This is a genomic window from Anabaena sp. AL93 (assembly GCF_001672085.1).
Lineage (GTDB): Bacteria > Cyanobacteriota > Cyanobacteriia > Cyanobacteriales > Nostocaceae > Dolichospermum > Dolichospermum heterosporum.
The window spans coordinates 25537-52279 of record NZ_LJOU01000002.1; the positions used below are offsets into that span (position 1 = coordinate 25537).

Below are 26743 nucleotides of genomic sequence, written 5' to 3' on the forward strand. Positions count from 1 at the left end.
TATTAATTTTTAATTCCGCCTAGCGGTACTAGCGTTTGCCACGGTAAGGAACAGCATTCAGGTAATCAATATCAAAAGAAGATAGCTTTTGAGCATAGTTACCTTTACCAGATACAGAAGCCGCCATAGCTTCAAAGTTGCCGGGATCACCTGCTTTCAGACGCTTGGCTTTAGCTTTAGCAGTATAGAAATTCTCCAAAGTAAAGCGCCAGTCGGTTTTGACTGTACCGGCTGTTTCTTGGAAGTCAGCACCGTAACGAGGAGTTACCAAGTTAAAAGGACGATCTACAAACCGCTTGCGTTGGTAAGGTACGGTATTATCACCAAAGTTTTGGGTATACTCTTCGCTATCTAATAAAGCATCAACGAAACCGCCAAAGCCCTTGTTACAAATAACAATTGACCAAGCAATTTCTTCCTTTTTATTGTAAGCACAACGACCCAATAAGCGTTTGAGGGTGATGTCTACTAAACGGTAGTTGTTGTTAACAGAAACAACCAAACGATAGAAAGCTTCAGATTTAGCTAAACCGCGAATAAAATCACGAACTGACAAAGAACCGTTTTTGAGTTGAGATTCTAAAGTCCCTTGACGGTTAAACTTGAGAATTTCATGTTCACTGAAAACTTGGCGATAAGCAGCCCAAATGATGTTTGTCATGTCAGTGTAAGAACTAACATCTTCAATGCGATAGATATAAGGTGTATCTTCATTTTGGTCAGCAACGCCAAAGCTGGCCACCCGGTGATTTTGACTACTTGGATTGTATTGAAGTAATGGCAATGCCATATTAATTTTCTCCTTTTATGATCAAATTAAACAAAGAAAGATTTCGTTCTAGAAATACCCCGCCCAGAACTGAAGTTTAGGGCTAATAACTAAAGTCCGTTAAAACGGACTATAAACTTTTTTTTCAGTCGTCTTGAGACGACTTTTGCTATTAGACTCAGAATTCATTCTGAGGCGGGATTACTTACTTATTTTCCCCTCAAAAGGTTAGTAGATATCACTAATTCCTAACCAATTGAGAATCAACAAGAAAGTGATGCCTGCGGTTATTACCAGTAATACAGCAGACAATGCCCCCAAATCAACATTTTGCCCAGAGCCTGGGTAGAAACCTCCACGCCATTGACGAATATACGGCCATTTTTGGACAATACCTGCCCGGTCACGATAATCAGCACCATAGCGGGGAGTAAAGCTGATTGGTCGGTCTGTGGTCATTCGTTTGCGTTGATAGGGTACGGTATACTCACCAAAGGCTTGTTCATACTCGCTACTATCAATCAGAATATCTACAAATTTTCCCCAACCTAAAGTAGCAATTTGAATTGACCAAGCAATTTTTTCTTGCTCATTATAGGGAGAACGACCCAAAATTCTTTTCAGAACCATTTCTACCAACCGATAGTTGTTATTAGGTGTTACAACTAGCTGATAAAATCGCTCTGATTTCACCAAACCACGAATGAAGTCTTTAACCGTAATTGACCTATTTTTGAGTTGGGTTTCTAGGGTAATTTGACGGTTAAATTTGAGAATCTCCTGTTCGTTGAAGATTTGGCGATAAGCAGCCCAAATTAGTTGTTCAAGTTCGCCGGAAGAATTAGCATTTTCAATTCGGTAGATATAAGGATTGTCTTCGTTAATATCTGCCGTACCGAAGCTGTTCACTCTTTGGTTTTGAGTTGTAGGTTTGTATTTAAGTAAAGGAATTGCCATTTTAAAGAACCTGCCTTTTGGTAAAGTTGGCATCTTAAAATGTCGTAATACTTAGCGAAATAACTAAAATTAAAATCCTGAAAAAAATGCAAACTTTGTCACTTTTATCACCGAAATTTCCCAGCTAGTTAAAAAACTATTTAGCGCAGGGGAAAACTAGCACTAGGACTAATAGAAACAGGAATACCTGTTGATTTGGTTTCTCTGGTAGTGTTAGGAATTTGGATGTTGGCAGTGCTAACTGGTGTGTGAGGCACTGTTTTAATCTTAATGGAATTTGCCATATCCAAAAAGTTTTTGATGTCGCCCCATTTGTAACGAGCATCCTCGATTTGGTCGCGCCAGTAGTCGCTGTATCGTGGTGTTACTAAATTAAAGGGTCTATCTTTATAACGTCGTCTTTGGTAGGGAACGATATTTTCCCCAAAGTTGTTTTGATATTCTTCAGAATCTAGTAAAGCATCCACAAAACCGCCCCAACCTTTGGTAGCAATCACAATTGACCAAGCGATTTCTTCTTCTTTGTTATAAGGTGCGCGACCCAATAACCGTTTTAGTCCAATTTCTACTAATCTGTAGTTGGAGTTACTCTGAATTACCAAATTTTGGAAAGCTTCAGATTTTGCTAATCCCCGGATAAAATCGCGGACGGTAATGGCTTTGTTTTTAACTTGGGATTCTAAGTGAACTTGGCGGTAAAATTTGAGAATTACGTGTTCGCTAAAAAGTTGCCGATAAGCCGCCCAAATTAGTTCTTCTACTTCTCCACCAAAGCCGTAGTCTTCGATGCGGTAAATTTTGGGTGTATCTTCGTTGGGAACTTCATAACCAGAAACACGCTGGTTTTGAGAACTGGGTTTGTATTCTAGTAAAGGTATTGTCATGTTTGTCAGTTGTTAGGGAACAGGGAACAGGGAACAGGGAACAGGGAACAGGGAACAGGGAACAGGGAACAGGGAATAAGTATTTTCGGCGTTGCTGAATTGAGGTATGAAATTGAAAAATCAAAAAAATGAAACTCTTACTCTCTGCGACTGGAGCGCCTCTGCGTGTTCGCGCAGCGTGCCGTAGGCATAATAAAATCATACTCTTAATCAGCAACGCCGTATTTTCCAATTACCAATTACCAATTACCAATTACCAATGACTAATTTTTAGCATTAGCAGGGATGTAACGATAGGGTAAGGAAACTGCCACAGGTTTAATGCTGGGTTGTTCTTGGTTATCTCTGCTAGTGTCAGGTATTGCGGTGTTACTAACGAAAGATTGGGCTGTCGCCAAACTGCGTTGGTAGTTGCATTCGTTGGTAATAATTGTTCCCGCCATAATGAAGAAGTTGGCGGGAATCGCCCGACGGATATCTGCTGTGGTCAGTTGTCCTGATGTGCGGATACTGTAGTAGGAACGACCAGCCAAACCACGCAGGTTTTGAGTATCGCGCCAGTCAGCACCATAACGGGGGTTAGCTAGGTTAAAGGGGCGTGAGCCAAAGCGACGACGTTGGTAGGGGACAACATCATCACCAAAGTTGTCTAAATACTCGTCTGATTCTAATAGAGCATCTATAAAACCGTGTAAACCTTTGGTAGCAATCACAATTGACCAAGCAATTTCTTCGTCTTTGTTGTAAGCAGCCCGACCTAAGAAACGTTTTAAGGTGATGTCAACTAAGCGATAGTTAGAATTTGTATCCGCTACTTGGGTATGGTAAACGTCTGATTTACCTAAACCTCGAATAAAATCACGGAGGGTAATCGCCCGATTTCGCAGTTGTGATTCTAAAGCGGTTTGCTTGTAGCTGGCTAAAATCAAATGTTCGCTGAAAATTTGGCGATATGCAGCCCAGATGATGCTATCAATATCTTGGTCTGAGGTAGCTCTATCTAAGCGATAAGTAGTTGGGGTGTCTTCGTTGGCAACTTCATAACCTTCTACTCGCTGGTTTTGCGACTTGGGCGCATATTCTAGTAGTGGTATTGACATCTTTACTTTTACCTTGTTATATGGTACTTTAATGAGTTTACTGAGCCAAGGCTAACTGAACGCGAGCGCGGACGGCTTTTTCAATATCCTTAGTCAGCATTAATTGAAATTTAGCCGAAATAAGTAATTGCACTCTATCTACTTTTGCTAGAGCTTGTAACCCAACAATAGCAGCATAACGAATTGACCAATCTGGATCTTCGCAAATCAACAGAAGTGTCTCTAGGGCGCGGTTAATGGCTATTTCAGCTTCAGTAGGTGCTAATTTCTGCCAATGTATGTTTCCTAATCCCTTCGCAGCAGCACGGCGGACACTAGGGGCAAAGTCAGTCAATGCAGTGGAGATGAGAATATCCAAAGCACGGGGATCTGCGATCGCAGCTATTGTACGAATCGAATAAGCCCGTGCGCCATAGTTATAATCATCAATTTGGTCTAGCAATTGTGGCACTGCTATTTCTCCCAACTCCGTCAACCCGGCTGCCGCCACTATGGCCGCTGCTGGATTGTTATAACCAAAGACGGCAATTAAGGTAGGAATTGCCAATGGATCTTTGGCTGCTGCCAAATTTTTAACTGCTGTCACCATTTGCTCAGGTGTTTCTGCTACGGTGACAGCCCGAATTAGTTCATCCATTTGATTAGTCGTCAGTGGTCAGTGGTCAGTGGTCAGTGGCTTCGCCGTGAGCGTCAGCCGAACGGTCAGTAGTTTTGCAACTGACAATTAACAACTGACTACTGACTATAAGAGTGAATCTATGAGATTCATGATTCGGATAGCTGGTTCGGATATATCAAAAGTATCAGACTGTTCTGGCAGTTGATACTCTAATAGTCCTTTTAAAGCAATAAGTTTAAAGCTACTTTCCACTTGCGCTTGGGCGATCGCCTCTGCTGCTGCCAAATACCCAATCGCCCCTAAATCCCCCAACACAACGCGACGCATTTTCAAATCACCTGTTGCCAAAGTTTTCACTAATAACTCACCATAAATAGAGTCTTGTGTCAGTTGGTACATGGCTCTCGCGGCGGAGCATTGTAATCGAGGAACAGAATGCTTGAGAAAAGGCTGCACAAGGGAAATAGCCTCAGTTGCACCCATAGCTCCTAAGGCTTCTAATACTGCTGTATAGGGTTGGGCAAGGTGGGGAAAACCAGGTACTTGTACAGCTTGGTCAACTCCCCCATCGAGCAGTTTGATCAGTGCTGGTAATGCGGTTTTATCCTGAAGCATAGCTAAAGATTGGGCTGCTGCTTCGCGGACATAAAAATCACTACATTCTAAACACTTAATCAAACCTGGTACGGCTTTTAGGTTGCCCAATTTACCAAGCGCCCTCGCGGCATTACGCCGTAAGGGATAACCACCCAGTTCGGTTCTGTCAGATTCATCCTCTAACGCCTTGATCAGTGCGTCTATGGCTTCTGGCTGACTGACCCGGAACTTACCCAACCACCAAGCAGCATAATAGCGGAGACTTAAATCTGATGATTGCAGGTTAGCGATCGCTATCTCTGGTGTGAGATTTGGGGCATTCTCTACAGAATATGCTTCTCCACTGGTTTCTATCATTGCCAGGGCGTTATGTTTATTCTGCTACTGTCAAAGTTTCAATTTTGACTATTCTGCCACCTAAACGGCTAATTCGTTGCATTTCCTCATTCATCCGGCTGTAGGGTACGGTAATAAACACGCTACCACTGCGGCGAATGTCAAATTTATTTTTGTCGCTTTCTTCGTTTTGCTTTAAGCCGACAACTTCGTAACGAAATACGCGGCTTGCAGATGAGGAAACGCTACTAGCGCCAAGTGTGGTTTGACCGAACATTACTTCTATATCTCCTATGATGAGTTTTGTCGGTGAACAGCACCGGATCTTAGGTTGAAATTACGCTGACAATTTTGCCGCCAACTCGATGAATTTGCTGCATTTTGTCTAAAAGGCGCTCGTAAGGTACAATAAATACTGTGCTGCTGCGGCGCACGCTGGGGTATCCTGGATTGCGGATGCCTGTAACTTCAACTCGGTAGGTACGATTTGATTCTCCTACAGCATTACCCAAGTTTTGCTTAGGAGCGTTACCCGCAGATACACGGAAACCCCAGTTTTCATTACTGCCAGATGGTCCAACAACTGATGAGGTCTGATTACTAGCTAATTCCCGCGCTAAACGAGATTTAGAACCTTCGACTTGAGCAGTATCGCTGTTTGCATAACCCCGGTATAAACGGAACATCCGAGTAAATCCGGCTGCACTTTGTCCTATTTGAAAATCAAAACCGCGATAGTAGGGAACAACACTTTCCCCAAAGCTATTTTGATATTCTTCAGAATCAATGTAGGAGTCAATTTCTGCGTCGTAACCTTGGTTAATATATAAGTCTAAGTGGTAAGTTACTTCGGACTCATTGTATGGTGCGCGACCCAACAAATGTTTATAGTTGAGTTCAATTAACCGGGTTTGAAAACTGTTGTAGAAGAATTTAGCTTTGTAGAGTTCTGATTTAGCGATGCTGCGAACAAACTCACGGACGCTCAAGTTGCCATCGCGTAGCAGTGATTCTGCGCTGATTAAGCGATCTGATGCCAATATATAGTCATTTCCTAAGACTTGCCGATAAACGGCACGAATTACTAATTCGACTTCTTCACGGCTGGCGTTGGGGCGCAGTTCAACTCTGCGTGCGTCGCTAAAAGGCTCTGTCCCCAGTCTGGATGCTGCTGTTGTAATTGCCATATTTTTCCCCTTTATTGTGCCGAATTTTGGCTGAATAAAGCTTGGTCAGTTGTCAGTTGTCAGTGGTCAGTGGTCAGTAGGATTTACCTCTTACCTCTTGCCTCTTGCCTCTTGCCTCTTGCCTCTTGCCTCTTGCCTTTTGCCTCTTGCCTTTTGCCTCTTGCCTCTTGCCTCTTGCCTTTTGCCTCTTGACCTGTTTTATCTGTACATAAAACTATGCCCGGAGCTAGATCCAATTGCTAGGTGAACCAGAGTGATCATGTATGGTCTTAACGCCACTCAATTCCCAGTCAGAATGTTTTCTAACTTACGCAGTGACTCCCCATGAACGACTGGTGAACCCCTTTAGGGGTAAATCCATCTAACAATTGTATCCCTCTCCGGGCATGACGCTATCTAGCTAAGAGCGTTGATTGCGTAGTCAATGTAGGTATTAGCTTCGTTAGCAGCTTGACCACTTAGACCATGACTAGCTTTGATGGATTTCAATGCTTCTACATACCAGCTAGGAGACAAGTCAAATGCGGCGTTAACTTCAGCTAAACCGGCAATTAAGAACTCATCCAAAGGACCTGTACCACCAGCAACTAAGCTATAAGTGATGATGCGGAGGTAGTGACCAACGTCACGAGCGCACTTGGATTTACCACGAGCATCAGATGCAAATTGATTGCCTTGTGTAGAGGTGGTGTAAGGGAATTTGCTGTATACAGCGCTGGTAGCACCGTCAATCAATTTTTGAGCGTTAGCTGTTAAACCACGAGCAGCTTCCATGCTGGCAGCGGCACGAACTAGACGACCGTTAACTGCTTGTAATTCGGTGTTGCTTAAAAAGCGTCCTTGGGTATCAGCAGATGCGATTGCTTCGGTAATTGGTGTTTTCATTGGTGAAAATCTCCTAGATAGTTTCTTGCTTTTTTTGTATGGCTAGGCCATGCAGACTATGGGAAAAGCTCAATTCAGGTTCGAGCCAATTTGTAGTGAATTATTAAGCAACAGCAGCCGCAGCGCGGTCGAAGTAGCTTGCCAATTCAGAAACCAAAGAACTGCAATCACCTTTGGTGATACCGTTAGGATCGTTAACGATAGCGATCGCTGCTTCTTTCATTTTACCAACACCAACTGCTACAGAGCTACCAGGAGTACCCAAAGCTTGGTATGTTTCGCGCAAGCCGTTCAAGCAACGGTCATCAAGAACACTAGCGTCACCAGCGATAGCGGCGTAGGTAACATAGCGTAAAATGATTTCCATGTCGCGTAGACAAGCAGCGTTCCGACGGTTGGTGTAAGCATTACCACCGGGAGCGATCAATTGAGGCTGTTCTTCAAATAAAGAACGAGCTGCGTTGGTAACGATAGCGGAAGCGTTGCTTGTAATGCGGTTAACAGCGTCTAAACGCTTGTTGCCGGAAGCTACAACTGCACTTAAAGCATCTAGTTGTTCGGTGCTGAGGAATTCGCCTCTAGCGTCGGCTTGGGAAACAACCTTGGAAAATACATCTAATGTCATGGACTCTAATCTCCTAAATTACTTAGTTGAGAGATGTCTAAATTAAAACTAATTTGGATTTGTTCGCAACGGAGTCAAATCAAAGCGTTTCTCAATTCGCTCTCTCATTTACTAGTTTACAGTTTACAAACCAAAAATTATGAGAGTCAAGGAAAATTTTATGAGAAAGTGGCAAACTTGATGAATTGCCTGCTTTTTTCAACTTTCCTCTGTTGTTTAACCCCTACAGTTTATGTTTATACAATGCTATAGAGTCTTTATTCGTTACAAATTATGAATAAATGAGATCATAGCCTAAGATAAGGCTCAAATCCTTCCTATATAAGGGGTATAGCTGAGAAAATTCTTATATTTACGTTACATAACTTTATATTTTTTGCAAAAAATCGCAATACTCGGCGGTTAAAGACTGTTTTAATTTTGCTGTAAACTCTTGATATAACTACACCAAAGCTTTTTTTAGCTTCTATGTGAGTTTTATAATTTTTGTTAAGGAATGTTAAATTTACATTTCTAAATATTTGGGAAATTTTCTTTTTTTTCCCCCCTGGGGGGATATAAATTTTTCCAAAGGTAAAACTCACAAAATGAGACTAAATGGCTATTTTTTCAGGAATTCTTAATAAATACCACTACGACGGCGCAGGACTTCCAGTAAAGTTGTCAAGCTGCGGGGAAGGGGTGCTGTGACTGCGACTAAATCGCCAGAAATGGGATGTTGTAACTGAAGTTTCCAAGCGTGTAATGCTTGTCCCGGCAAATTTACACCCAGGGAATGACCTGAACTATAAATGGGGTCGCCGACGATGGGATGACCCATTTTGGCGCTGTGAACGCGAATTTGATGGGTGCGTCCTGTTTCTAGTTGGAAGTGAATTAAGGTGTAGTTGCCAAACCGTTCTTTTACACGCCAATGAGTAATGGCGTTGCGTCCACCATCTTCTATAGAAACAATAGCCATTTTTTTACGGTCTTGGGGATTGCGTCCAATGGGTAAATCTATAATTCCGGTTTCTGTTTTGGGAACACCGTAAATTAGTCCTAAATATTCTCTTCTGGCGGTTTTTGCTTGTAGTTGCGCTTGTAGGTGTTGGTAAGCTAGGTCTGTTTTGGCGATCGCAATTGCTCCTGTTGTATCTTTATCTAAACGATGGACAATTCCCGGACGTTGCACGCCACCGATTCCTGGTAAGTTGGGACAGTGTGCCAATATGGCATTAACTAGAGTCCCGTCAGGATGTCCGGGTGCGGGGTGGACTACTAAACCTGCGGGTTTATTGAGAATGATGAGTTCGTCGTCTTCGTAGAGGATGTCTAGGGGAATATCTTCTGCGATTACTTCTAAAGGTTGAATGGTGGGAAGTTCCAGGGTAATGCGATCGCCTGTTTTCAGGTTAATCTTTTTAGATGTGCAAATCTTGTCATTAATTTGAACATGACCCTGTTCTATTAACTGCTGGATGCGAGAACGGGATAAATCTGATAACTCTTGAGATAAGTAGCGATCTAGGCGATCGCTATTTTCGGTAACTTGGATGCTATTAATTGCAGACACGATTAGGTATGGGGTGTTTTAAGAAACATTGAGGTTCAAAATGTTCTGGGAGAACCGCTGTACTTCATTTTTTCATCTTATGTTTAAGATAGTTTTTTATTTCTCTAAAAAATCTATAGTAACCTAAAAGTAATACTTGAATACTTATAATTCAAAACCCTTGTAAAATTCACTAATTAAATGATCATGAGAGAAAATTTTAATGATCAATCCCAGCATATTAACACAATTCCGATTAGTAGATATAGATTTTTTCAAAATATCCAACCAATTAGCTTATTAAAAAAGATTACTAATAATTCTTTTACTGGTTGTTTGCAGGTATTTAGTGAGTCGGGTGCTTGGTCAATATATATGGATCAGGGTAAACTAATTTACGCTGGTTATTCTGAGGAAATGTTTGAACCTCTTTATCGTAATTTACAGAGATTGAGTCAGCAAATTTCGACTCTTCCTATGGGTATTAATGAACAGGTACGGATGATTTTTGAAAAGGATCTTGAAAATCAGTCAATACCAAATCCAGATTATTTAGCAATTTGTTGGTTAGTTAATCAAAAATATATTAGTCACTTTCAGACTGCTTTGTTGATTGAACAATTAGCATTGGAGGTTTTAGAATCATTACTAGATTTAGAATATGGCAGTTATGAATTTGTTCGACATACTTTTTTAGATAATCTTCCTAAATTTTGTCATTTAAATTTAAGAACTTTAGTAGAACAATGTCAATCAGGGGTTAAGGTTGATGTTCAGGAAAATTTGAATTTTGAAAATCATCATCAATCCCCGTCACATACTACATATCACGAACAGTTACCTAAAAGCAATTCTGAGCAAGTTGATTCTCAACTACATATACATCAGCCGATAAACTCCCCAGTTAGGGAGAGGAAGAAATATAGTATTTTGGGTGTGGACAATGATTATAGCATATTAAATACTGTGGAAAATTTTTTAGATGAGCAAATATTTTCTGTGCTGAAATTCATGGATTCTTCCCAAGCTTTAATGGAAATTTTGCGAGTACAGCCCGATATGATTTTATTAAATGTAGAAATGCCTAATTTAGATGGCTATGAAATCTGTTCTTTATTGCGGAAACACTCGCATTATAAAAATACTCCTGTGATTTTGATGACCGAAAGAATCGGATTAAGAGATAAAGCTAAAGCCAAATTTGTGAGGGCTAATGGCTATTTAGAAAAGCCTTTTTCTCAAGGGGATTTACTGAAAATTATTTTTCATCATATTGTGTGAAAATTTGACCCCTACAAAATTGATTAGTTTAGGGATTTTTATAATGTTCAATTTATTTTGCACTCATACCCAGATCCCCGACTTCTTAGAGAAGTCGGGGATCTGACTCTTGGAGTTAATGTACCACCACGTCTTCGTGTCTACTGCGATATTTGGGGCAATCATATAAGGTTTATAAGGTTTGCTTTTGGTGTAGAGTTTATATAAATAGGGATGTCTAAAAAATCAGTATTTACAAAATTTAACAACATGAGTGGTAAGTTCATTGTATTTGAAGGTGTGGAGGGTTGTGGTAAAACTACTCAGATGCAACGGTGTTTTCAGTGGTTAGAAAGCTTAAATATATCAGTAATACTGACTCGTGAACCAGGGGGAACGGAGTTAGGAAAGGATTTACGGGCGTTATTATTGGAAAAGTCACCAAGTAAGCCGGTGGGGGAAGTCACGGAACTATTATTATATGCAGCGGACAGGTCACAACATATTGAAGAAGAGTTAAAACCTAATTTAGCCATAGGGAAATTTATTTTGTGCGATCGCTATACTGATTCTACTATCGCCTATCAAGGTTATGGTAGAGGTTTAAATATGAATCTCATTCATCAACTTAATCAGATTGCTACTGGTGGCTTAGAAAGTGATTTAACTATTTGGTTAGATGTAGATGTCGAGGTAGGACTATCCCGCAAACGGGGACAAGCTAAACTAGATAGAATTGAACAGGAAACTATTACTTTTCATCGCCGGGTACAGCAAGGATATACAGAATTAGCTGCATCCAATCCATCCCGGATTGTGCGAATAGATGGCAATGACAGTCAAGATATCGTTCAAAAAAGTATCCAGGAAATTTTACAGCAACGCCTGTTTTCATAACTATGTTCTCGTCATTAATCGGACAACAGCAAGCGGTAGAATTATTAACTCAATCCGTTAAACAACATCGAGTTGCACCAGCTTATATGTTTGTGGGTGCTGATGGTGTAGGCAGAAGTTTAGCAGCAAAATGTTTTATTGAATTACTTTTTTCTAGTTCTATAAAACCCGATCAAATTCCCATTTTACACAATCGCATTCAGCAAAGAAATCATCCAGCTTTATTGTGGGTAGAACCAACTTATCAATATCAAGGACAAAGACTCACCCCAGCAGAAGCAGCCGAAAAGGGAGTTAAACGCAAAGCACCACCGATTATTCGTTTAGAACAAATTCGAGAAATTACGCAATTTCTTTCTCGTTCACCATTGGAAGCAGCGCGGAATATCATAGTATTAGAACAAGCAGAAACAATGGCGGAATCTGCGGCAAATGCGTTGTTAAAAACTTTAGAAGAACCAGGAAAAGCAACATTAATTTTAATTGCCCCCTCCCCCGAATCTGTGCTACCAACTTTAGTATCCCGTTGTCAAAAAGTCCCTTTTTATCGGTTAAATACTGCGGCTATGACTGAGGTATTGACACAAACAGGAAATGCCGAAATTTTGCAACATCCAGAAGTTTTAAACATAGCCGCAGGTAGTCCAGGAAATGCCATTTCCTCCTACCAACAATTGCAAACCATTCCTAGCGAATTTATCGCCCAGGTGAAAAAAACGCCAACATCTTACCGTCATGCTTTAGAATTAGGTAAAAAAATTGATAAAGAATTAGATACAGAAGCCCAATTATGGTTAATTGACTATTTACAACAATACTATTGGCAACAAATACATGAACCAAAAATTATTCAACAATTAGAAAAAACCCGGAAACATTTACTTTGTTACGCCCAACCTCGTTTGGTTTGGGAATGTACATTTCTAGCCTTATTTCAAATATCCCAAAATCCGTAGGGTTTCCCCACCCTCAATTACAGTAGGTTAGCATTGAAAATTGTCTTTATGGGAGGGCAAGAGGCAAGAGGCAAGAGGCAAAAGGCAAGAGTGAAGAAGCTTTGGACGATTTTACTTTTCTTTTTTCTTTACACACCTTGGTTTTATAGACTTCCAATTAAAAAAATATCCCAAAATTTCTTGTGGTGCGGGCATCTTGCCCGCTAATAATAAAAGGACGGGCAAGATGCCCATCCCACAAGATTGGATCATCTTTTTTGTGGAGTTCTCTTATTCTCTTATTGTGTTCACCTACTTACAGTAGTTTCCAATGATATGAGTTACATCTTAGCCCCCTCATCGCTTGCGGGGAGGGGGTTGGGGAGGGGGTTGGGGGTGGGGTTCTTGTACCTCATAACACCGGGAAGTGCTGTATATTGCTTTTATATTGCCTTTAATTATCGAAATTTTCCCACTGTCTCATTTAATCAGGATCACAACGAATTTCAATCATAAACCCATCGGGATCATAAAAATACACTCCTCTACCAGTAGGACGGGAAACTGGTCCATAAGCAATGACCAAATTATTTTCTTGAATTACTGCTAATGCTTGGTCAAATAGTTCTGGATCAATATCAAAGGCTAAATGATACGCTCTAGTGAAAGACTTACTGGGATCTGGATCTGGTGGTAATAATTCTGGTTCTCCAAATAAGTCAATAATTGTACCGTCAGGAGTGGCAAAGTTGGCGACTTTTCCGGTGTTGACAAGTTCTATTAATGTTTCTGGTATTTCATCCCCTGTAAGTTCGTGTAAGCCTAAAATATGACCATAAAAATGGCGAGATGCTGCCATATTTTGGACGTTAAAAGCGATATGATGAACCTTGCGGAGGTAGCCAGTGGGAATATTTTTTTGAGAAATCATCATCCCGAAATTTAGAATCTATGGATTTAAAATTATCTGCAAATCGAGAATAAAGCCCGGTAAAATATCTTCACCAGAAAGTTTTGGTGGGTTGTCAACATCAAAGTTTAAAACTTCTACATCTTTTCCGTAACGATAAATTTCTACTAAGGGTGTTTGTGGATCAATTAACCAACCTAAAAGCGCCCCATTATTTTGATATTCTCGCATTTTAGCGCGTAATTTTTCTAAACTATCCGTTTCTGATCGCAATTCAATCACAAAATCAGGACAAAGGGGGGGAAACCGTTTTTTTTCTTCTTTACTTAAAGCCTCCCAACGTGCTAGTTTTACCCAAGCTGCATCAGGACAGCGATAAGCACCACTGGGTAATTTAAACTCTGTAGAAGAATCAAATACTTTACCTAATTTAGTTTGACGATTCCAAATACTTAAATCTGTAGTTATATCTGAGTTTCTAATTCCGCTTTCTCCACCTGTGGGAGGCATAATAATTAATTCTCCCGTTTGGGTAAGTTCTAATTGCCAAGGTTCGTTGGCAATGCAAAGTTGATAAAACTGCTCATCTGTTAAATTTACTGCGGGAGGTATGTTTAAGGTGAGGGTTTCCATAGGTTTTGCTTAAAGAGGCTAGTTTTATTATCAGATAAAATTCATGAAAATTCAGAAAAATTTAGGCTAGGCTAGGAAAATTCAGGCTAGGCGATCGCTAAAATTGACCCCAATGATCTAATACAATGCTGGTCGGTCAAGGAAAATGGGGAGTAAAATGTTCAATTAACGTCTATATTCATCTCCACAATCACCAATTAACTTATATAAATCTTTTGACTGTTCAGAAACTGCATCTATTTTCCCGATATCCTCAGCATCTAAATTGAAACTAAACACCCTAGCATTATCTGACAAATGTTCTGCAATTCCTAACCTTGCACCCACAATTACACCCCCAACTGCTGGCTGATTTAAAACGTAATTTACAGCCACATTAGCAATACTTACTTGATGTTTATTAGCAATGGTTTTTAAGGTATTTAGTAACTGTTGAAATAGTCCCCAACCACCCCAATTATCAATCATTTGTTTGTATTTTCTCAAACTGGTGGTATTTATTTCTAAGCCTTTAAGTTCTGGTTTATTCAAATACTTTTCTGATAACAAACCACCGCAAATACTACCATAGGTAAACAACTTAATATCATGTTCTTGACAAAATTTAACCATGTTTACCTGTGGTCTTCTGTCAACTAAAGAAAACTGCACTTGATTAGAAACAATCTTGATTCCTGCTTCGGTGATAATTTGCAAATGTTCGGTATCAAAATTAGTTAAAGCTAAATGTTTGATTTTACCTTCTGTTTGCAATTCTACCATATATTTGAGAGCATCTAAATAATTAGCATCTCGATATTCCCACCAGTGAAACTGCATTAAATCCAATGATTTAACGTCCATTCTTCTCAAAGAAATATCAATATTTTCCTCAACCAGTTTTTTTGTCATCTTCCCCGCACGAGGAACCCACTTGGTAAAAGCTTGAATATTATTTACAGCTTCTTCTCCACGAGTCGCTATCAGTTGACGACGAAACTCACCAATAAAATCTTCTGCTGGTCCATAATGGTCTGCTAAATCCCATGTTGTAAAACCAGCATCAACATATTGAAACATAGACTCAATGGCAGTTTTGGGGTTAATGCGTCCATGTCCACCGGAAACTTGCCACATTCCATTTAAAATTCGGCAAATTTTCAAGTCGGGAGTAAATTGTAAATAGCTTTCTTGAGGTAACATCATATTTTTTATCTTGTTATTTCCAGTCTTTTTCTGCTTGTTCCAAAACATAAGCTGCAACTTGTTGAATTTCCTCAGTTGTCAATCTTTTTTTATAAGCTGACATATTATTCTTACCATTAGTGACAATGGCTGTAATCGCTTCTAAAGAATCCATGCCATATTTTTTAAGTGCATTCTTTTTTAAGTTTTTACCGCGTCTAATGATATTTTCCCCATTAATATGACAACCAGCACAATGAAAACTAAAAATTTCTGCCCCTTTGGCTGTATCTAAAGCGTTAGCGGGTGAGGTGAAATTGATAGTCCACAAGCAAAATGTGCATAATATCAATACTATTAGTTTTTTCATAAGGCTTCAAAATCAGATATGAAGCCGATAAAGTTTGTACATTGTTCCTGAAAAGCTTCTGCTTCACTGACATCTTCAATTTTATAGGACATGATCCGTTTTCCATCTGGCATTTTTTTAGAACCAATCAATTCAGCTTGGTAATTTTCTACCATTTTCTTAAATTCAGCACCGTACACTTTCCACGCTTCACCATCGCAAGTGATATTTACCTGCCACATAATTAAAATTTAGTTATTGACCAATATTGATTATTTCATAAATTGGCAACATTTAACTAAAAAATTCCTGGCGACTAGAAGTCGCGGCTATACAGACAAAACCCACCTGCGTGGGTTAAAAACTTCTAATTGCTGAATCTACGAAGGTAGACTTTGCTTGTGTAGCGTGGTGGAAGCATCTTTCTAATCGCCAAATACTTTGAAGTACCTAAAGATAGATATGATTTTATCTCTTTAGAGGGTGTTCATAGCTAAAAGATTTCGCCATAATGAGTGTAAGTGTTGTAATGAGATTTGTATTTAGTATGACCACAAATAAGAACATTAAAGAACAAATTCAAATAGATTTATACCAAGCTAAAGAAACAGGACAATTAAAAGCTGAACGCATTCGGGAAATTGTCAAATCTGCTGTTTCTCAAGTAGGTTCTGAGTTTCAAGAAGGTTCTCATGAACTGCGTAATTTAGTTAATGATGCTGTGTCTACTGTCATTGATAATTTACAAGAAAAAGGTAGTGAAGTTAAAGAAGGAGTGGTAGCTTCAATTGAAGGAGCGATGGAAGCAATAAATCTGAAAAAACACTCAGATATTGTCAAAACTCAAGCTGAAATTAAGCAATTACAAGCTCAATTAGATAGAGAAGAAGAAGAACTACAAGCAGAAATTGAAGGAATTTTAACGAAGATAATCGAAACAAGTCAAGATAAATCAGCAGACACAAAAATTGCGATTGATTCAGCCATTGATTCTATAAAAGATAGTGAAGAAATTGGATTATTAAAGAAACGCTATGCACAATTACAAGCACAGTCAGCAATTATTCGAGCCAATTTATCGGCACGTTATAGCGGAAGTGATCAAGAAGTACAGGATTATTTAAATGAAGCCAAACAATGGTGTGATAAATCCCATCCCAAAGCCGAATCTATCACAGCACAAGTAAAAGAAAGTTACTCAGTTCTGGAAAAAAAATTGACAGATGCAGGTGCAGTTATAGCAAAGAAAGAACGTCAATTAAAACAAACTTTACGCGAGTTACTTTTAGCAACGGCTGATTTATTCAAAGATAAAGATATTCGTGCTTAAAGACTAACTATCCTTTAGATCCCCGACTTCTTAGAGAAGTCGGGGATCTAAATTCTTGTTGCTTGTTATACTTAATAAGTACCTTCCTCTCTATTAATATTTTCTTCATGCTTGACAATTACCCAAACTGCATGAATGCTACCAGGAAGCCAACCAAGCAGGGTCAGCAAAATGTTAATTAACAAAGTTGGACCAAAGCCAACGGTGAGAAAAACCCCCAAGGGAGGTAGAAATAAACCGATAAGTATACGCAGTAAGTTCATGGATATTTCCTAGTTTTAAAGTTGGGTTTACCTATTGACTATCTTGTAATTCAAAACCTTTTTCTGCGAAGTATTTACTGAGAAAGGTATTAGCTAAAGAAAGAACTACAGGACCGAGAATAAAAGCAATTAATCCTTGAACTTGAAAACCTGGAACTAAAACTGATGCTAACCAAAAGCAAATTCCGTTAACAATTAGGGAAAATCCACCTAATGTGAGATATGTCAAAGGTAAAGACAAGATATTAATGGTTGGTTTAACTCCACTATTAATTAAACCAATCACAACAGCGGCAATTAAAGCTGCCGGAAAATTAGCAATATCTACACCGGGAACAACTAAATCAACAATCAGCAAACTTAAAGCTGTAGCGAGTGCAATGAAAAAATATGACAACATTTTTTACCTCAGTAACAGCATTATCTGTGCTAATTACTATTTTCAAAGATAGACTAATATTTCACATCTTTTCTTAGATATAATCTTGATCTATCTTAGGTTAGATTAAATAATAAATTTTCAGTAAGATACCCGACTTCTCTAAGAGGGTGTTTGAAAAGTTATGGTTGATGTATCAAATATTTTTTACCCCTCCCTAACCCTCCCCTTGTAAAGGGGAGGGAACTGGATTTTTATTGTTTCCCCCCTTTACAAGGGGAAAGGGGGTTAGATTTCTGGAGATTATCGGTTTCATCTAATAGTTTTCAAACACCCTCTAAGAAATTATTGTATAACCAAAAAACCTAAAATTACAGTATTAAGTAATTGTACAGTATTAAGTAAGTAGGTGAACAGAAAAATTTAAAGGTATCTAACGATATGTAAAGTTGTCTCAATGCGATGACTGTGTTTCTACATGATCTCGCATTGACTAAATTGCATCGTGTATTTCTCTAGTGCAGTCATTTTATTTACACCAACTGTATATTTATTCTTATCAGTAGTCAATTATTGCTGTATTGAGTATAATTTATTTTATTAAACGCTTCTGTCAAATATAAAAAGGTAATTATCCATGTCTGACGATTCCCAGCGTAATTCTGCTGTCAATGCGGCTGCGACAACCAACATTCACCACGTCAATTTACAGGATCTATCTAAAAGCATGGTAGATAGATTAAGTAAAGGCGGTGTTCGTTCTGGCGAACCTATCCGAACGACAATAAAAGCCCAAGAAATGCTAGATAAGATTCCCCCATCTCAACGTGCGAGTATAGATAGTCAAACTGCGGCCAAGAATGTAGAACAGTACCTATCTGATAAGCACGCTAGTCACGTTAAACCCCACAGTAAGGGAGGTTCTAATGATCCGAGTAATATCAGATGGGAGAATGGTAAGGATAATATGGCTCGTGGTGATAAAACCATGACTAGTCGGGAGCAAATGAGATTAAATGCTAAATACCACTTTGATAACTTAACTGGTGCTGTAAAAGCAGGTTTGCAAGCTGCACCAATAGGGGCGGCTGTGGGTGCAGTTACAACTGTACCTTTTTCACTTCTAACTCATGGGCTGCGTGTAGTTCGAGGTGAAATTTCTGCACAGGAAGCGGCTACAGAAACATTAAAAGATACTGCTATGGGTGGTGCAGTTGGGGGTGTAACAGCATTTACAACAGCAACATTAGCAGCAGCTTGTCCACCAATAGCGATCGCATTAACTACAGTAGCACCTTTATTAGCTGTTGTTGGTACTGGAGGTATGGCTGTTGAGTTTTTCAGAATCTTAGATGATCATAAACAGGCTGTAAAAACCTATTATGAATCTTTAACTCAGCAAGAATTAAGAAGATTACAAGAAATTGAAAATGATCTGATTTATGAACATCAGAAAAATCTAGAATTTTTGGCAGAAGCAAAAGCAATTAATCAAGAAATTACAAATCGTCCAATTGCACCAGGAATAGAAGGGGCTATGCAACGGTTACGTGAATCAGTGGCTATTGCTCAATCTTTAGGACTTACATCAGCAGATAGTAAATTATTGCCTAATTCTCAACCTGTTTACCTTCCTTCTAGTCATTAAATAATAAATCAAGAATTCTATGATTTTCATACTACCTTTTGTATTTGGTGCTGTAGGTCTAGCTGTTGGTGCTGTTGCAGGTGCTTTTACTTCTCATGCTGCTGGAGAAAATGATAGACAAGCTGCAAAATATCACAGGAAAGTTGCAAATGAATTAGTTGAGAAATACACGAATCTACAAAAACAATACTATGAACTTGCTGATGAAAGTCAGAAACAAATTCACGATTTAACTCGACAGATTGCATTAGGTGAAATAGAAAAAGACTGTTTGCGTTTAGCACTGAGATTGCAACAGAGTTTGATTTATTTGATGTGGGAAATTGATAAAGAACCAACAGCAGAAATTTTAAATCAGTTTAAACTAGCAGTAGAACAAACTAATTATATTCTCTATCAATTAAATGAGGAATTAATTATTGTTCCTAGTGATTACTATCAACGTAGTATTTCGTCAGTTGTTCAAAAACCAGAACGAAGATTACCACAAAGATTTAGTTTTATTAATAATCCAGAATTGGAGGATCTATATAATAGAATTTACAATAGTGGTAATAGACTCTTACAGTATCTAAATGAGATTCGTAATAGACGTATTAAAGAAGGTGATATTATTAAAAAGCTTCAATTTTTTGAGGATAATATCACAAAAGCTTTGTATGACTTATCGCAATGCAAAAATCAGGCGGGCTTAATTTCGAGATTAACAGATATTTTGGATAAAATTAACAAATCTGCTCAAGATACAGCTTATTTATGTAATGTAGACCTTAGAGGATGGGATCTAGAATTTGAACAATTGAAAGCTAAAATATTTCAATATCAAAAAAATCATTATCCAGCTAAAACTAAGACTAAAATTAACTCAAGTAATTAATTTTTGCAGGTATTAACAACACTAATCAATAGAGGATTGATAAAAAATTATATGATTTTTATATTGCCTTTTGTAATCGGTGCTGTAGGCTTGGCCGTTGGTGCTGTTGCAGGTGCTTTTACTTCTCATGCTGCTGGAGAAAATGATAGACAAGCCGCTAAACATCACAGGAAAGTTGCCAATGAATTAGTTGAGAAATATACGAATCTACAAAAACAATACTATGAACTTGCTGATGAAAGTAAAAAGCAAATTGACGACTTAACTCGACAGATTGCATTAAGTGAAATAGAGAAAGATTGTTTGCGTTTAGCTGTGAGATTGCAACAGAGTTTGATTTCTATAATGTGGTCTATTGATAAAGAACCGACAATAGATGTCTTAAAGCAATTTGTAAAAGCAGTGGATCTTACAAATAATGTTCTCTGCCGAATTAATGAAGAGTTAGTTAATGTTCCTAGTGATTACTATGAACGTAATTTCACTCAAGCTGTGAAAAATAATCTTTTAACACAAACAGAAGAATTTACAGCTTTTCATAGTGGAGATACCACTGCCAATATAGTTTCAGAACCACCTACAAATAACACAACTACCCCAGGAATAAAAATAATGAAATCCTATTCACAAGAATTTCAAGATACCTATAACAGAGTTAATGATATAGGAAATAGACTCTTAACTTATCTAAAAGAACTTCGCGCAGGACGACTCCAAGAAGGAGATAATACCCAAGGATTAGAAAATGTTGAAAATAGTATTGTACAAGCTTTACAAGCCTTAGTTAAACAAAAATATCAAGTAGCTGTAATTGCAGCTATGAATGCAGGTAAAAGTACATTCCTCAATGCTTTGATTGGTGCAGATGTTTTAGCTACTAATGTAGAGGCTTGTACAGTTTTTCGTACAGATATTCGTCCAATTAACGCAGAACAAACACCCAGACTTTTAGAACATCGAGAAAATCAAGAATTTCCTGAAATTATAGCAACTGGTGATGCAGAAGAAATTAAGCGGAAGTTTTCAGAACGGACATATCAAATAAGAGATAATAAAAATTTAGATCATACTATAAGTTTTGAATTAGAACATCCTATTGAAGCTATTAGTAAATTGCCTTCTCTAGCTGGATTTACCTTAGTTGATACTCCTGGACCAAATGAGTGGAACTCAGAGAGTTTTAATACAGTAGCTTTAAAACAGACGAGTCTACAAGCACTTCGCACTTGTGATGCTATCTTATTTATTCTGGATTACCTATCTTTTAAAGACAATATTAATTTAGAATTGCTGCAAGATTTAATTGAAAACCGCCAGGACTTTTTGGCACAAAATACAGGAAAAATGTACTTTGTACTTAACAAGGTAGACATGAAAGGAGAAAGTGATAGAAAGATTGAAGATGTGATAGAATCTTTAAGAATGAGTTTGGTTAGCTTTGGTATTCCTGAACCAAATATTTCTCCAGTCATTGCTAGACAGGCTTTATTGTCTAAGCTGATTCAAGAAGGAAAAGCAACTGATAGTCATATTAAGGATTTTGAAAAGTTTTATATCATTAAATATGCAGAAAGAGATGAAAAAGGTAGGATGCTTATTCCCTTACCAGAAGAAATTGCATCTCAATCTTTAGAAGATAGCGGTATTCTCAAAATTGAAGAGACAGTAATTAAAAATATTGTGCAAACTTCAGGATGGAATTTATTGAGTGATGTCTTGGCTGTTTTGAATAAAGCTGCTCAATCTGTAGCTGATACACTTACTACGGAAATTCGCGGTTGGGAGTTAGAATTTGAGGAACTACAACAAAAAATAGAGGAATATAAACAACGTTTTGAGTTGATTGAAAATAAGTTAGCAAGTGTAAAAAAGTCTGTACAGTCACAAAAGAAAAGATTATTCAAAACTTTTAGGCAAGAAATTTATAAGTTTGCTGAAACTGCTAAAAATCGTATAGATTTGGAAATTGATAAAGTAGTAGAAGAACAAGCTAAAAATTCGGGTTCTGTATCTAGTAAAGAAAACCAAAATCTTGTCTCGTTTATTTGGAATAAAGTTACTTCATTGTTAAAAGAGGATTCAACTTCAGAACCATATAAAATCAAGGTAAAAGACAAAAAAGATGCTAAAGAAATAGGTAAAATTATTAATGATTACTGCGCTCCTATAGTTCATAACTTTTGGCTGGATACACAAGACAGACTTGTGAGAGAAGGTGCAAAGATTCACGAGGACTTAGTTAAGCAAATTCAACAAGAAATACAAGCTATTTCTGATGAATTATCTCAGTATATTGGTGAGACTTTGCAAATAGAGATTGGTACTAATGCAATTCAGTTTCCTAAGTTTGAATTTTCTGGCATTGATACTAAAATTCAAGAACAACGAGAAGTTTTTGAAAGAACTAAGAAAATAACTATGCAAGAGGAACGTTGTTGTGCAAGTCCTCATGTCTATGAACAAGATGTTGTTATGAAAACAGAAGTATCCTACTATGAAATTGATTTACGGCTGACTGCTCAAGGAATTAAAGACAAGATAGATGAGCAAGTAAAGAGAAACATAGGTTTACTCAAGGGTATTATTGACGAACAAGTAGAAGAGAATTTTCAGAAAGGTGAACAGCAAATCAATGATTATATCAATAGATTTCTGGATATTTTCGATAATTTGCTGACACAAAGGGTAAAGAGAGAATCAGAAGTGAATGAGATTGTTTCTACTCTTAAAAGCCAAAAATCAGAAGTAAGTGAATATCTCAATGAATTGATATTGATTCAAGAAGTGCTTGATAATTGGAAACCATCACCTATTAACCGATAATTCTCGCTACAAACAAAACCCACACAAGTGGGTTTAAAATCCTTTGAACAACTTTTTAAAATGAAAACAGACAGCATATTTTACCGATTGTTTCAAGAAATACCCAGCATATTTTTTGAACTTATTGGTAACTCTCCCCAATTAGCAGAACTTTATCAATTTTCATCAGTTGAAGTCAAACAAACAGCCTTGAGAATAGATGGAGTTTTCTTACCTAACCAAAATACAGCCAATCCTGTAGGGTGCGTTACATTTCATTAACGCACCTTATTACTGGTTTGAATGCAGTTCTAAATTTTCAGTGCGATTATGATAGAGCAAGCAATGATGAATTTTCATCTTCATAAAATAATTTGATTGTGCTGAACTCCCGACGCAGTAAATTTTCAACTTGTAAGGTAGAACAGTTTCCCAGTCTAAGCCAGATGACTTTTGGAGGATTCCCCAACACTAAACTCAGATCGTGCATATCAGCATCTTTCGAGACAATCATCAAATCATTATCTTTTGCATAATTCCAAACTATCGGGTCTATTGTTGCTTTCATCCCTACATCCCGATAGCGAAGCGTGGCGTAAGCCATACATGAAGGGAGTCTGGAAAAATATCGCTTAAACGGGTGGATAATTTAGGCGATAAGTTTTCATCAAAGCAACAGCAACAAGTATTACAAATCATCGAGACAATTTTAATTTACAAGTTTCCAAGAATGAATAGGGAGGAAATAGAAGCTATGTTTGGATTAAGTGAGTTAAAACAAACCCGATTTTATCAAGAAGCAAAAGAAGAGGGAAAGGAAGAAGGAATAGAAGTAGGTGAACGCAAAGCCAAATTAGACGCAGTTCCTGGATTGATAGGATTGGGTTTAACTGGAGAACAAATCGCACAAGTTTTAAACTTAAGTTTGGCAGAAATTAGCGAGATTATTCAACAACAGAATACAAAGGACAGGTAAACATTTGGTGATTTGTGATCAAATCTCTGATTTTCATCCTTTAATCCTGCATATCCTGTATCCCTTAGAGGATGTTTTAAAAGTGGTATTCCGTAATTTTCATCATATTGCTACCCCCCTTTACAAGGGGAAAGGGGGGAAACAATAAAAATCCAGTTCCCTGCCCTTTACAAGGGGAGGGTTAGGGAGGGGTAAAAAATATTTGATACATCAACCATAACTTTTCAAACACCCTCTTACGGGAGGTGTTAGCCACTTCTGACAATTTACCTAACTATACTGCAAACGGTTCATAGTTTAACCAAATATGAAACCCCTCTGGTAAACCTCTCCAGTATTAAATGTTATTCCTTTTCCCTCTCCTATAGGGAGAGGTGCGGGGAGAGGCTTTAAACCTTGTTCTTTGTATGATAAAAAAGTCCAGCTTCTAGCCGTTTTGAGTATAACAAGTCAGGGAGAGGTAATTATTGTTTGATTCCTTTCATTGATAAACCTATGCGTTTGAGTTTTTCGTTGATTTCTAAAACTTGCACTTTAACGACTTGTCCAACTTTTACAATTTTTTTCGGATCATCTACAAATCTATCAGCAAGTTGGGAAATATGCACTAAACCATCTTGATGGACTCCAATATCAACGAAAGCACCGAAGTTAGCAACGTTGGTAATAATTCCTTCTAGTTGCATTCCTACGGTTAGATCTTTAATTTCTTTGATTCCTTCTTTAAAGGTAGCATATTTAAATTCCGCACGAGGATCTCTGCCTGGTTTTTCTAATTCGCTGAGAATGTCGCGCAGGGTTGGTTCTCCAATGGTTTCGGTAACGTATTTTTTGATGTTGGCTTTTTTGAGGTTTTCTGCAACTTGTGTCACTTGATTTAAGGATACTCCTAAATCAGCCGCGATAGATTGTACCAAAGAGTAACTTTCTGGATGAACTGCGGTATTATCTAAGGGGTTTTCACCACCACGAATTCTTAAAAACCCTGCTGCTTGTTCAAAGGCTTTAGGTCCTAATTTCGCTACTTTCAAAAGTTGACGACGGTTTTTAAATGCGCCATTTTGGTTACGATAGGCAATAATATTATTAGCTATGGTGGGGGTAATTCCCGAAACAAAGGTGAGAAGTTCTTTGGAAGCAGTATTTAAGTCTACACCCACATAGTTAACGCAACTTTCGACGGTTTCATCTAATTTCTTTTTCAGTAATTTTTGATCAACGTCATGTTGATATTGTCCGACACCAATTGATTTAGGATCTATTTTAACTAGTTCTGCTAAAGGATCTTGTAATCTTCTCCCAATACTGATTGCACCCCGCACGGTAATATCTAAATCGGGAAATTCTTCTCTAGCTACGTCGCTGGCAGAATATATAGATGCACCAGATTCATTTACCACAACTTTAACTGGTTTATGGGCTATATTTGGTAATATTTCGGCCACAAATTCTTCTGTTTCTCGTGACGCTGTACCGTTACCAATAGCGATTAATTGAATTTGGTATTTTTCAAGTAATTTTTTAATAGTTTGGGCGGCTTTTTGTCGTTGTTCTGCTGCTTGGTGGGGAAAGACAGCTTGATATTCTAAAAATTGCCCAGTTTCATCTAATATAGCGACTTTACACCCGGTTCTAAAACCTGGATCTATAGCCATTGTCGGTTTCATTCCTGCTGGTGCGGATAATAGCAATTCTCGTAAATTGGTTTCAAAAGTTTTGATTGATTCTATGTCAGCGTAGGTTTTTTTCTCGTTTGTTACTTCGCTAATTAAGGAAGTTTTCATCAAGCGGTTAAAACTATCTTTTAACATGACTTGATAAAAATCTCGAATATTGCGAACTTGAGTTTTTATTTCTTGAGATTCTAAATAACCCAGCACAAAATCTTCATCAAACGCAACTTCAAAACTGAGAATTTTTTCATCTTCTCCTCGACATAATGCCAACAGATTATGAGGGGCGATATTTTTGACTCTAATCTGATAATTGCGGTACATTTCAAATTTAGTTGTCCCTTCAGGATGTTCGTCTTTAATCCGAGAAATAAATACCCCATTTTCTAACAGATAATCGCGGATATAAGCGCGTGATTCTGATTTTTCTGCTACTTCTTCAGCTAAAATATCAGACGCACCTTTTAAAGCTTCATCTGCGCTTTTTACTCCCAAGGTTTCCGAAATATACTTTGCTGATTCTGCCTCTAAAGATGCGGAAATACCATTTTTAACATTTAGGGATTTAATAAATGTAGCCAGTGCTTCTAACCCTTTTTCCCTAGCAATGGTAGCACGAGTCCGACGTTTAGGACGATAGGGTAAATATAAATCTTCCAGTTCAGTTTTTTGTAAACAGGATGCTATTTTTGCTTGTAGTTCTGGGGTAAGTTTATCTTGTTGAGCGATCGCACTCACAATTACTTTTTTTCTTTCTTCTAACTCCGTTAAGTAATTATGCCTATCTTGTAAATCCCGTAATTGCACTTCATCCATTTCATCAGTGCGTTCTTTACGGTAACGCGCAATAAAGGGAATTGTTGCCCCTTCTGCTAAGAGTTCTAGCGCATTTTGTACTTGGTGGGGTTTAAGTTTTAGTTCAGTTGCGAGGAGTTGGGAAATGTTCAACATTGGATATTTAAATTGAAAGTGTTAAGTTGATTCCAGCACGAATAGATAGTGTTAACTTAATTTAGCAAATAATGGCATCATTTGAGAATAGCTAATTTCATCACTTGAGAATAAATTTGTTGCCATTTTGTCTTACTTAAGTATAATGTTAATAACGTTCTTGAAGAAGGTTAAAATCTACTGGTATTAAACAGTAGCTCGTA

The 26743-nt window shown here is 38.0% G+C and carries 27 protein-coding genes and 2 pseudogenes; 9 read left to right on the forward strand and 20 right to left on the reverse strand.

The window, feature by feature from the left end; genetic code table 11:
• Positions 1-28 precede the first annotated feature (28 nt).
• From AN486_RS00770 to AN486_RS00820, 11 genes are all read right to left on the reverse strand, one after another.
• Complete coding sequence (locus AN486_RS00770; RefSeq protein WP_027402206.1) at positions 29-790, reverse strand: phycobilisome rod-core linker polypeptide; 762 nt, start codon at positions 788-790, stop codon at positions 29-31.
• Positions 791-997: 207 nt separating this feature from the next.
• Positions 998-1726, reverse strand: coding sequence for a phycobilisome rod-core linker polypeptide (locus tag AN486_RS00775; RefSeq protein WP_027402205.1), 729 nt, complete (start codon positions 1724-1726; stop codon positions 998-1000).
• A gap of 140 nt (positions 1727-1866) precedes the next feature.
• The gene (locus AN486_RS00780; protein ID WP_168634875.1) at positions 1867-2610 is read right to left on the reverse strand and encodes a phycobilisome rod-core linker polypeptide; all 744 of its coding nucleotides are present in this window, start codon (positions 2608-2610) and stop codon (positions 1867-1869) included.
• 263 nt (positions 2611-2873) lie between these two features.
• Positions 2874-3710 (reverse strand): phycobilisome rod-core linker polypeptide, encoded by an 837-nt coding sequence (locus AN486_RS00785; protein WP_039200908.1) that lies wholly within the window; start codon positions 3708-3710, stop codon positions 2874-2876.
• A gap of 37 nt (positions 3711-3747) precedes the next feature.
• A complete protein-coding gene (locus AN486_RS00790) occupies positions 3748-4347 on the reverse strand; it encodes a HEAT repeat domain-containing protein (RefSeq protein WP_168634876.1) in 600 nt (199 codons plus the stop codon).
• A 105-nt stretch (positions 4348-4452) separates the two neighbouring features.
• Positions 4453-5283: a HEAT repeat domain-containing protein gene (locus AN486_RS00795; RefSeq protein WP_053538523.1), complete on the reverse strand. Its 831-nt coding sequence runs from the start codon at positions 5281-5283 to the stop codon at positions 4453-4455.
• 16 nt (positions 5284-5299) lie between these two features.
• Complete coding sequence (locus AN486_RS00800; protein WP_053538522.1) at positions 5300-5539, reverse strand: phycobilisome linker polypeptide; 240 nt, start codon at positions 5537-5539, stop codon at positions 5300-5302.
• A gap of 49 nt (positions 5540-5588) precedes the next feature.
• Positions 5589-6449 (reverse strand): phycobilisome linker polypeptide, encoded by an 861-nt coding sequence (locus AN486_RS00805; RefSeq protein ID WP_053538521.1) that lies wholly within the window; start codon positions 6447-6449, stop codon positions 5589-5591.
• 396 nt (positions 6450-6845) lie between these two features.
• Positions 6846-7334 carry a phycocyanin subunit alpha gene (gene cpcA / locus AN486_RS00810; protein ID WP_168634878.1) on the reverse strand — a complete coding sequence of 163 codons (489 nt, stop codon included), beginning with the start codon at positions 7332-7334 and terminating at the stop codon, positions 6846-6848.
• 103 nt (positions 7335-7437) lie between these two features.
• Complete coding sequence (locus tag AN486_RS00815; RefSeq protein ID WP_096671108.1) at positions 7438-7959, reverse strand: phycocyanin subunit beta; 522 nt, start codon at positions 7957-7959, stop codon at positions 7438-7440.
• Between the two features lie 619 nt (positions 7960-8578).
• Complete coding sequence (locus AN486_RS00820) at positions 8579-9514, reverse strand: RluA family pseudouridine synthase (protein WP_168634879.1); 936 nt, start codon at positions 9512-9514, stop codon at positions 8579-8581.
• 219 nt (positions 9515-9733) lie between these two features.
• Between AN486_RS00820 and AN486_RS00825 the strand changes: the two genes are divergently transcribed.
• From AN486_RS00825 to AN486_RS00835, 3 genes are all read left to right on the forward strand, one after another.
• Positions 9734-10774: a response regulator gene (locus AN486_RS00825; protein ID WP_053541213.1), complete on the forward strand. Its 1041-nt coding sequence runs from the start codon at positions 9734-9736 to the stop codon at positions 10772-10774.
• A 249-nt stretch (positions 10775-11023) separates the two neighbouring features.
• Positions 11024-11650 carry a dTMP kinase gene (gene tmk, locus AN486_RS00830; protein ID WP_039200915.1) on the forward strand — a complete coding sequence of 209 codons (627 nt, stop codon included), beginning with the start codon at positions 11024-11026 and terminating at the stop codon, positions 11648-11650.
• A gap of 2 nt (positions 11651-11652) precedes the next feature.
• The gene (locus AN486_RS00835) at positions 11653-12606 is read left to right on the forward strand and encodes a DNA polymerase III subunit delta' (protein ID WP_168634880.1); all 954 of its coding nucleotides are present in this window, start codon (positions 11653-11655) and stop codon (positions 12604-12606) included.
• Between the two features lie 463 nt (positions 12607-13069).
• On the opposite strand, the gene AN486_RS00840 is transcribed toward AN486_RS00835, so the two are convergent.
• The 5 genes from AN486_RS00840 to AN486_RS00860 form a co-directional block, all read right to left on the reverse strand.
• A complete protein-coding gene (locus tag AN486_RS00840) occupies positions 13070-13519 on the reverse strand; it encodes a VOC family protein (protein WP_217355192.1) in 450 nt (149 codons plus the stop codon).
• Between the two features lie 15 nt (positions 13520-13534).
• Positions 13535-14128, reverse strand: coding sequence for a Uma2 family endonuclease (locus AN486_RS00845; protein ID WP_039200917.1), 594 nt, complete (start codon positions 14126-14128; stop codon positions 13535-13537).
• Positions 14129-14293: 165 nt separating this feature from the next.
• Entirely contained in the window at positions 14294-15313 is a 1020-nt protein-coding gene (locus AN486_RS00850; protein WP_053538517.1) for an aldo/keto reductase, read from the reverse strand.
• Positions 15314-15326: 13 nt separating this feature from the next.
• Entirely contained in the window at positions 15327-15662 is a 336-nt protein-coding gene (gene petJ, locus AN486_RS00855; RefSeq protein WP_027402187.1) for a cytochrome c6 PetJ, read from the reverse strand.
• The gene (locus AN486_RS00860) at positions 15659-15883 is read right to left on the reverse strand and encodes a hypothetical protein (protein ID WP_053538516.1); all 225 of its coding nucleotides are present in this window, start codon (positions 15881-15883) and stop codon (positions 15659-15661) included. The genes petJ and AN486_RS00860 overlap by 4 nt, the downstream gene beginning before the upstream one ends.
• 305 nt (positions 15884-16188) lie before the next feature.
• Between AN486_RS00860 and AN486_RS00865 the strand changes: the two genes are divergently transcribed.
• Positions 16189-16971, forward strand: coding sequence for a histidine kinase (locus AN486_RS00865; protein WP_168635009.1), 783 nt, complete (start codon positions 16189-16191; stop codon positions 16969-16971).
• Between the two features lie 71 nt (positions 16972-17042).
• On the opposite strand, the gene AN486_RS00870 is transcribed toward AN486_RS00865, so the two are convergent.
• A complete protein-coding gene (locus tag AN486_RS00870) occupies positions 17043-17234 on the reverse strand; it encodes a YqaE/Pmp3 family membrane protein (protein ID WP_027402184.1) in 192 nt (63 codons plus the stop codon).
• A gap of 31 nt (positions 17235-17265) precedes the next feature.
• The gene (locus tag AN486_RS00875; protein ID WP_213711705.1) at positions 17266-17634 is read right to left on the reverse strand and encodes a phage holin family protein; all 369 of its coding nucleotides are present in this window, start codon (positions 17632-17634) and stop codon (positions 17266-17268) included.
• Between the two features lie 616 nt (positions 17635-18250).
• Here AN486_RS00875 and AN486_RS00880 point away from each other — a divergent pair.
• From AN486_RS00880 to AN486_RS00895, 4 genes and pseudogenes are all read left to right on the forward strand, one after another.
• Positions 18251-19261 carry a hypothetical protein gene (locus AN486_RS00880; protein WP_053538514.1) on the forward strand — a complete coding sequence of 337 codons (1011 nt, stop codon included), beginning with the start codon at positions 18251-18253 and terminating at the stop codon, positions 19259-19261.
• A 19-nt stretch (positions 19262-19280) separates the two neighbouring features.
• Entirely contained in the window at positions 19281-20138 is an 858-nt protein-coding gene (locus AN486_RS00885; protein ID WP_053538513.1) for a hypothetical protein, read from the forward strand.
• A 51-nt stretch (positions 20139-20189) separates the two neighbouring features.
• The gene (locus AN486_RS00890; protein WP_053538512.1) at positions 20190-22961 is read left to right on the forward strand and encodes a dynamin family protein; all 2772 of its coding nucleotides are present in this window, start codon (positions 20190-20192) and stop codon (positions 22959-22961) included.
• A 60-nt stretch (positions 22962-23021) separates the two neighbouring features.
• Positions 23022-23186: pseudogene (locus AN486_RS00895) on the forward strand (DUF2887 domain-containing protein); the annotation flags it as partial.
• Between the two features lie 82 nt (positions 23187-23268).
• Here the strand turns inward: AN486_RS00895 and AN486_RS00900 are convergent.
• Complete coding sequence (locus AN486_RS00900; RefSeq protein WP_234413330.1) at positions 23269-23544, reverse strand: DUF5615 family PIN-like protein; 276 nt, start codon at positions 23542-23544, stop codon at positions 23269-23271.
• 69 nt (positions 23545-23613) lie between these two features.
• On the opposite strand from AN486_RS00900, the pseudogene AN486_RS00905 reads away from it, so the two are divergent.
• Positions 23614-23916 (forward strand): annotated as a pseudogene (locus AN486_RS00905) (Rpn family recombination-promoting nuclease/putative transposase); the annotation flags it as partial.
• Positions 23917-24380: 464 nt separating this feature from the next.
• On the opposite strand, the gene AN486_RS00910 reads toward AN486_RS00905, so the two are convergent.
• A complete protein-coding gene (locus tag AN486_RS00910; protein ID WP_053538510.1) occupies positions 24381-26540 on the reverse strand; it encodes a Tex family protein in 2160 nt (719 codons plus the stop codon).
• Positions 26541-26743 lie beyond the last annotated feature (203 nt).

What these genes read in the sequence shown, in the direction of transcription:
- AN486_RS00770 (WP_027402206.1), bottom strand. Translation starts at nt 790, where the DNA reads ATGGCATTGCCATTACTTCAATACAATCCAAGTAGTCAAAATCACCGG.
- AN486_RS00775 (WP_027402205.1), bottom strand. Translation starts at nt 1,726, where the DNA reads ATGGCAATTCCTTTACTTAAATACAAACCTACAACTCAAAACCAAAGA.
- AN486_RS00780 (WP_168634875.1), bottom strand. Translation starts at nt 2,610, where the DNA reads ATGACAATACCTTTACTAGAATACAAACCCAGTTCTCAAAACCAGCGT.
- AN486_RS00785 (WP_039200908.1), bottom strand. Translation starts at nt 3,710, where the DNA reads ATGTCAATACCACTACTAGAATATGCGCCCAAGTCGCAAAACCAGCGA.
- AN486_RS00790 (WP_168634876.1), bottom strand. Translation starts at nt 4,347, where the DNA reads ATGGATGAACTAATTCGGGCTGTCACCGTAGCAGAAACACCTGAGCAA.
- AN486_RS00795 (WP_053538523.1), bottom strand. Translation starts at nt 5,283, where the DNA reads ATGATAGAAACCAGTGGAGAAGCATATTCTGTAGAGAATGCCCCAAAT.
- AN486_RS00800 (WP_053538522.1), bottom strand. Translation starts at nt 5,539, where the DNA reads ATGTTCGGTCAAACCACACTTGGCGCTAGTAGCGTTTCCTCATCTGCA.
- AN486_RS00805 (WP_053538521.1), bottom strand. Translation starts at nt 6,449, where the DNA reads ATGGCAATTACAACAGCAGCATCCAGACTGGGGACAGAGCCTTTTAGC.
- cpcA (WP_168634878.1), bottom strand. Translation starts at nt 7,334, where the DNA reads ATGAAAACACCAATTACCGAAGCAATCGCATCTGCTGATACCCAAGGA.
- AN486_RS00815 (WP_096671108.1), bottom strand. Translation starts at nt 7,959, where the DNA reads ATGACATTAGATGTATTTTCCAAGGTTGTTTCCCAAGCCGACGCTAGA.
- tmk (WP_039200915.1), top strand. Translation starts at nt 11,024, where the DNA reads ATGAGTGGTAAGTTCATTGTATTTGAAGGTGTGGAGGGTTGTGGTAAA.
- AN486_RS00835 (WP_168634880.1), top strand. Translation starts at nt 11,653, where the DNA reads ATGTTCTCGTCATTAATCGGACAACAGCAAGCGGTAGAATTATTAACT.
- AN486_RS00840 (WP_217355192.1), bottom strand. Translation starts at nt 13,519, where the DNA reads ATGATGATTTCTCAAAAAAATATTCCCACTGGCTACCTCCGCAAGGTT.
- AN486_RS00845 (WP_039200917.1), bottom strand. Translation starts at nt 14,128, where the DNA reads ATGGAAACCCTCACCTTAAACATACCTCCCGCAGTAAATTTAACAGAT.
- AN486_RS00850 (WP_053538517.1), bottom strand. Translation starts at nt 15,313, where the DNA reads ATGATGTTACCTCAAGAAAGCTATTTACAATTTACTCCCGACTTGAAA.
- petJ (WP_027402187.1), bottom strand. Translation starts at nt 15,662, where the DNA reads ATGAAAAAACTAATAGTATTGATATTATGCACATTTTGCTTGTGGACT.
- AN486_RS00860 (WP_053538516.1), bottom strand. Translation starts at nt 15,883, where the DNA reads ATGTGGCAGGTAAATATCACTTGCGATGGTGAAGCGTGGAAAGTGTAC.
- AN486_RS00865 (WP_168635009.1), top strand. Translation starts at nt 16,189, where the DNA reads ATGACCACAAATAAGAACATTAAAGAACAAATTCAAATAGATTTATAC.
- AN486_RS00870 (WP_027402184.1), bottom strand. Translation starts at nt 17,234, where the DNA reads ATGAACTTACTGCGTATACTTATCGGTTTATTTCTACCTCCCTTGGGG.
- AN486_RS00875 (WP_213711705.1), bottom strand. Translation starts at nt 17,634, where the DNA reads ATGTTGTCATATTTTTTCATTGCACTCGCTACAGCTTTAAGTTTGCTG.
- AN486_RS00880 (WP_053538514.1), top strand. Translation starts at nt 18,251, where the DNA reads ATGTCTGACGATTCCCAGCGTAATTCTGCTGTCAATGCGGCTGCGACA.
- AN486_RS00885 (WP_053538513.1), top strand. Translation starts at nt 19,281, where the DNA reads ATGATTTTCATACTACCTTTTGTATTTGGTGCTGTAGGTCTAGCTGTT.
- AN486_RS00890 (WP_053538512.1), top strand. Translation starts at nt 20,190, where the DNA reads ATGATTTTTATATTGCCTTTTGTAATCGGTGCTGTAGGCTTGGCCGTT.
- AN486_RS00900 (WP_234413330.1), bottom strand. Translation starts at nt 23,544, where the DNA reads ATGGCTTACGCCACGCTTCGCTATCGGGATGTAGGGATGAAAGCAACA.
- AN486_RS00910 (WP_053538510.1), bottom strand. Translation starts at nt 26,540, where the DNA reads ATGTTGAACATTTCCCAACTCCTCGCAACTGAACTAAAACTTAAACCC.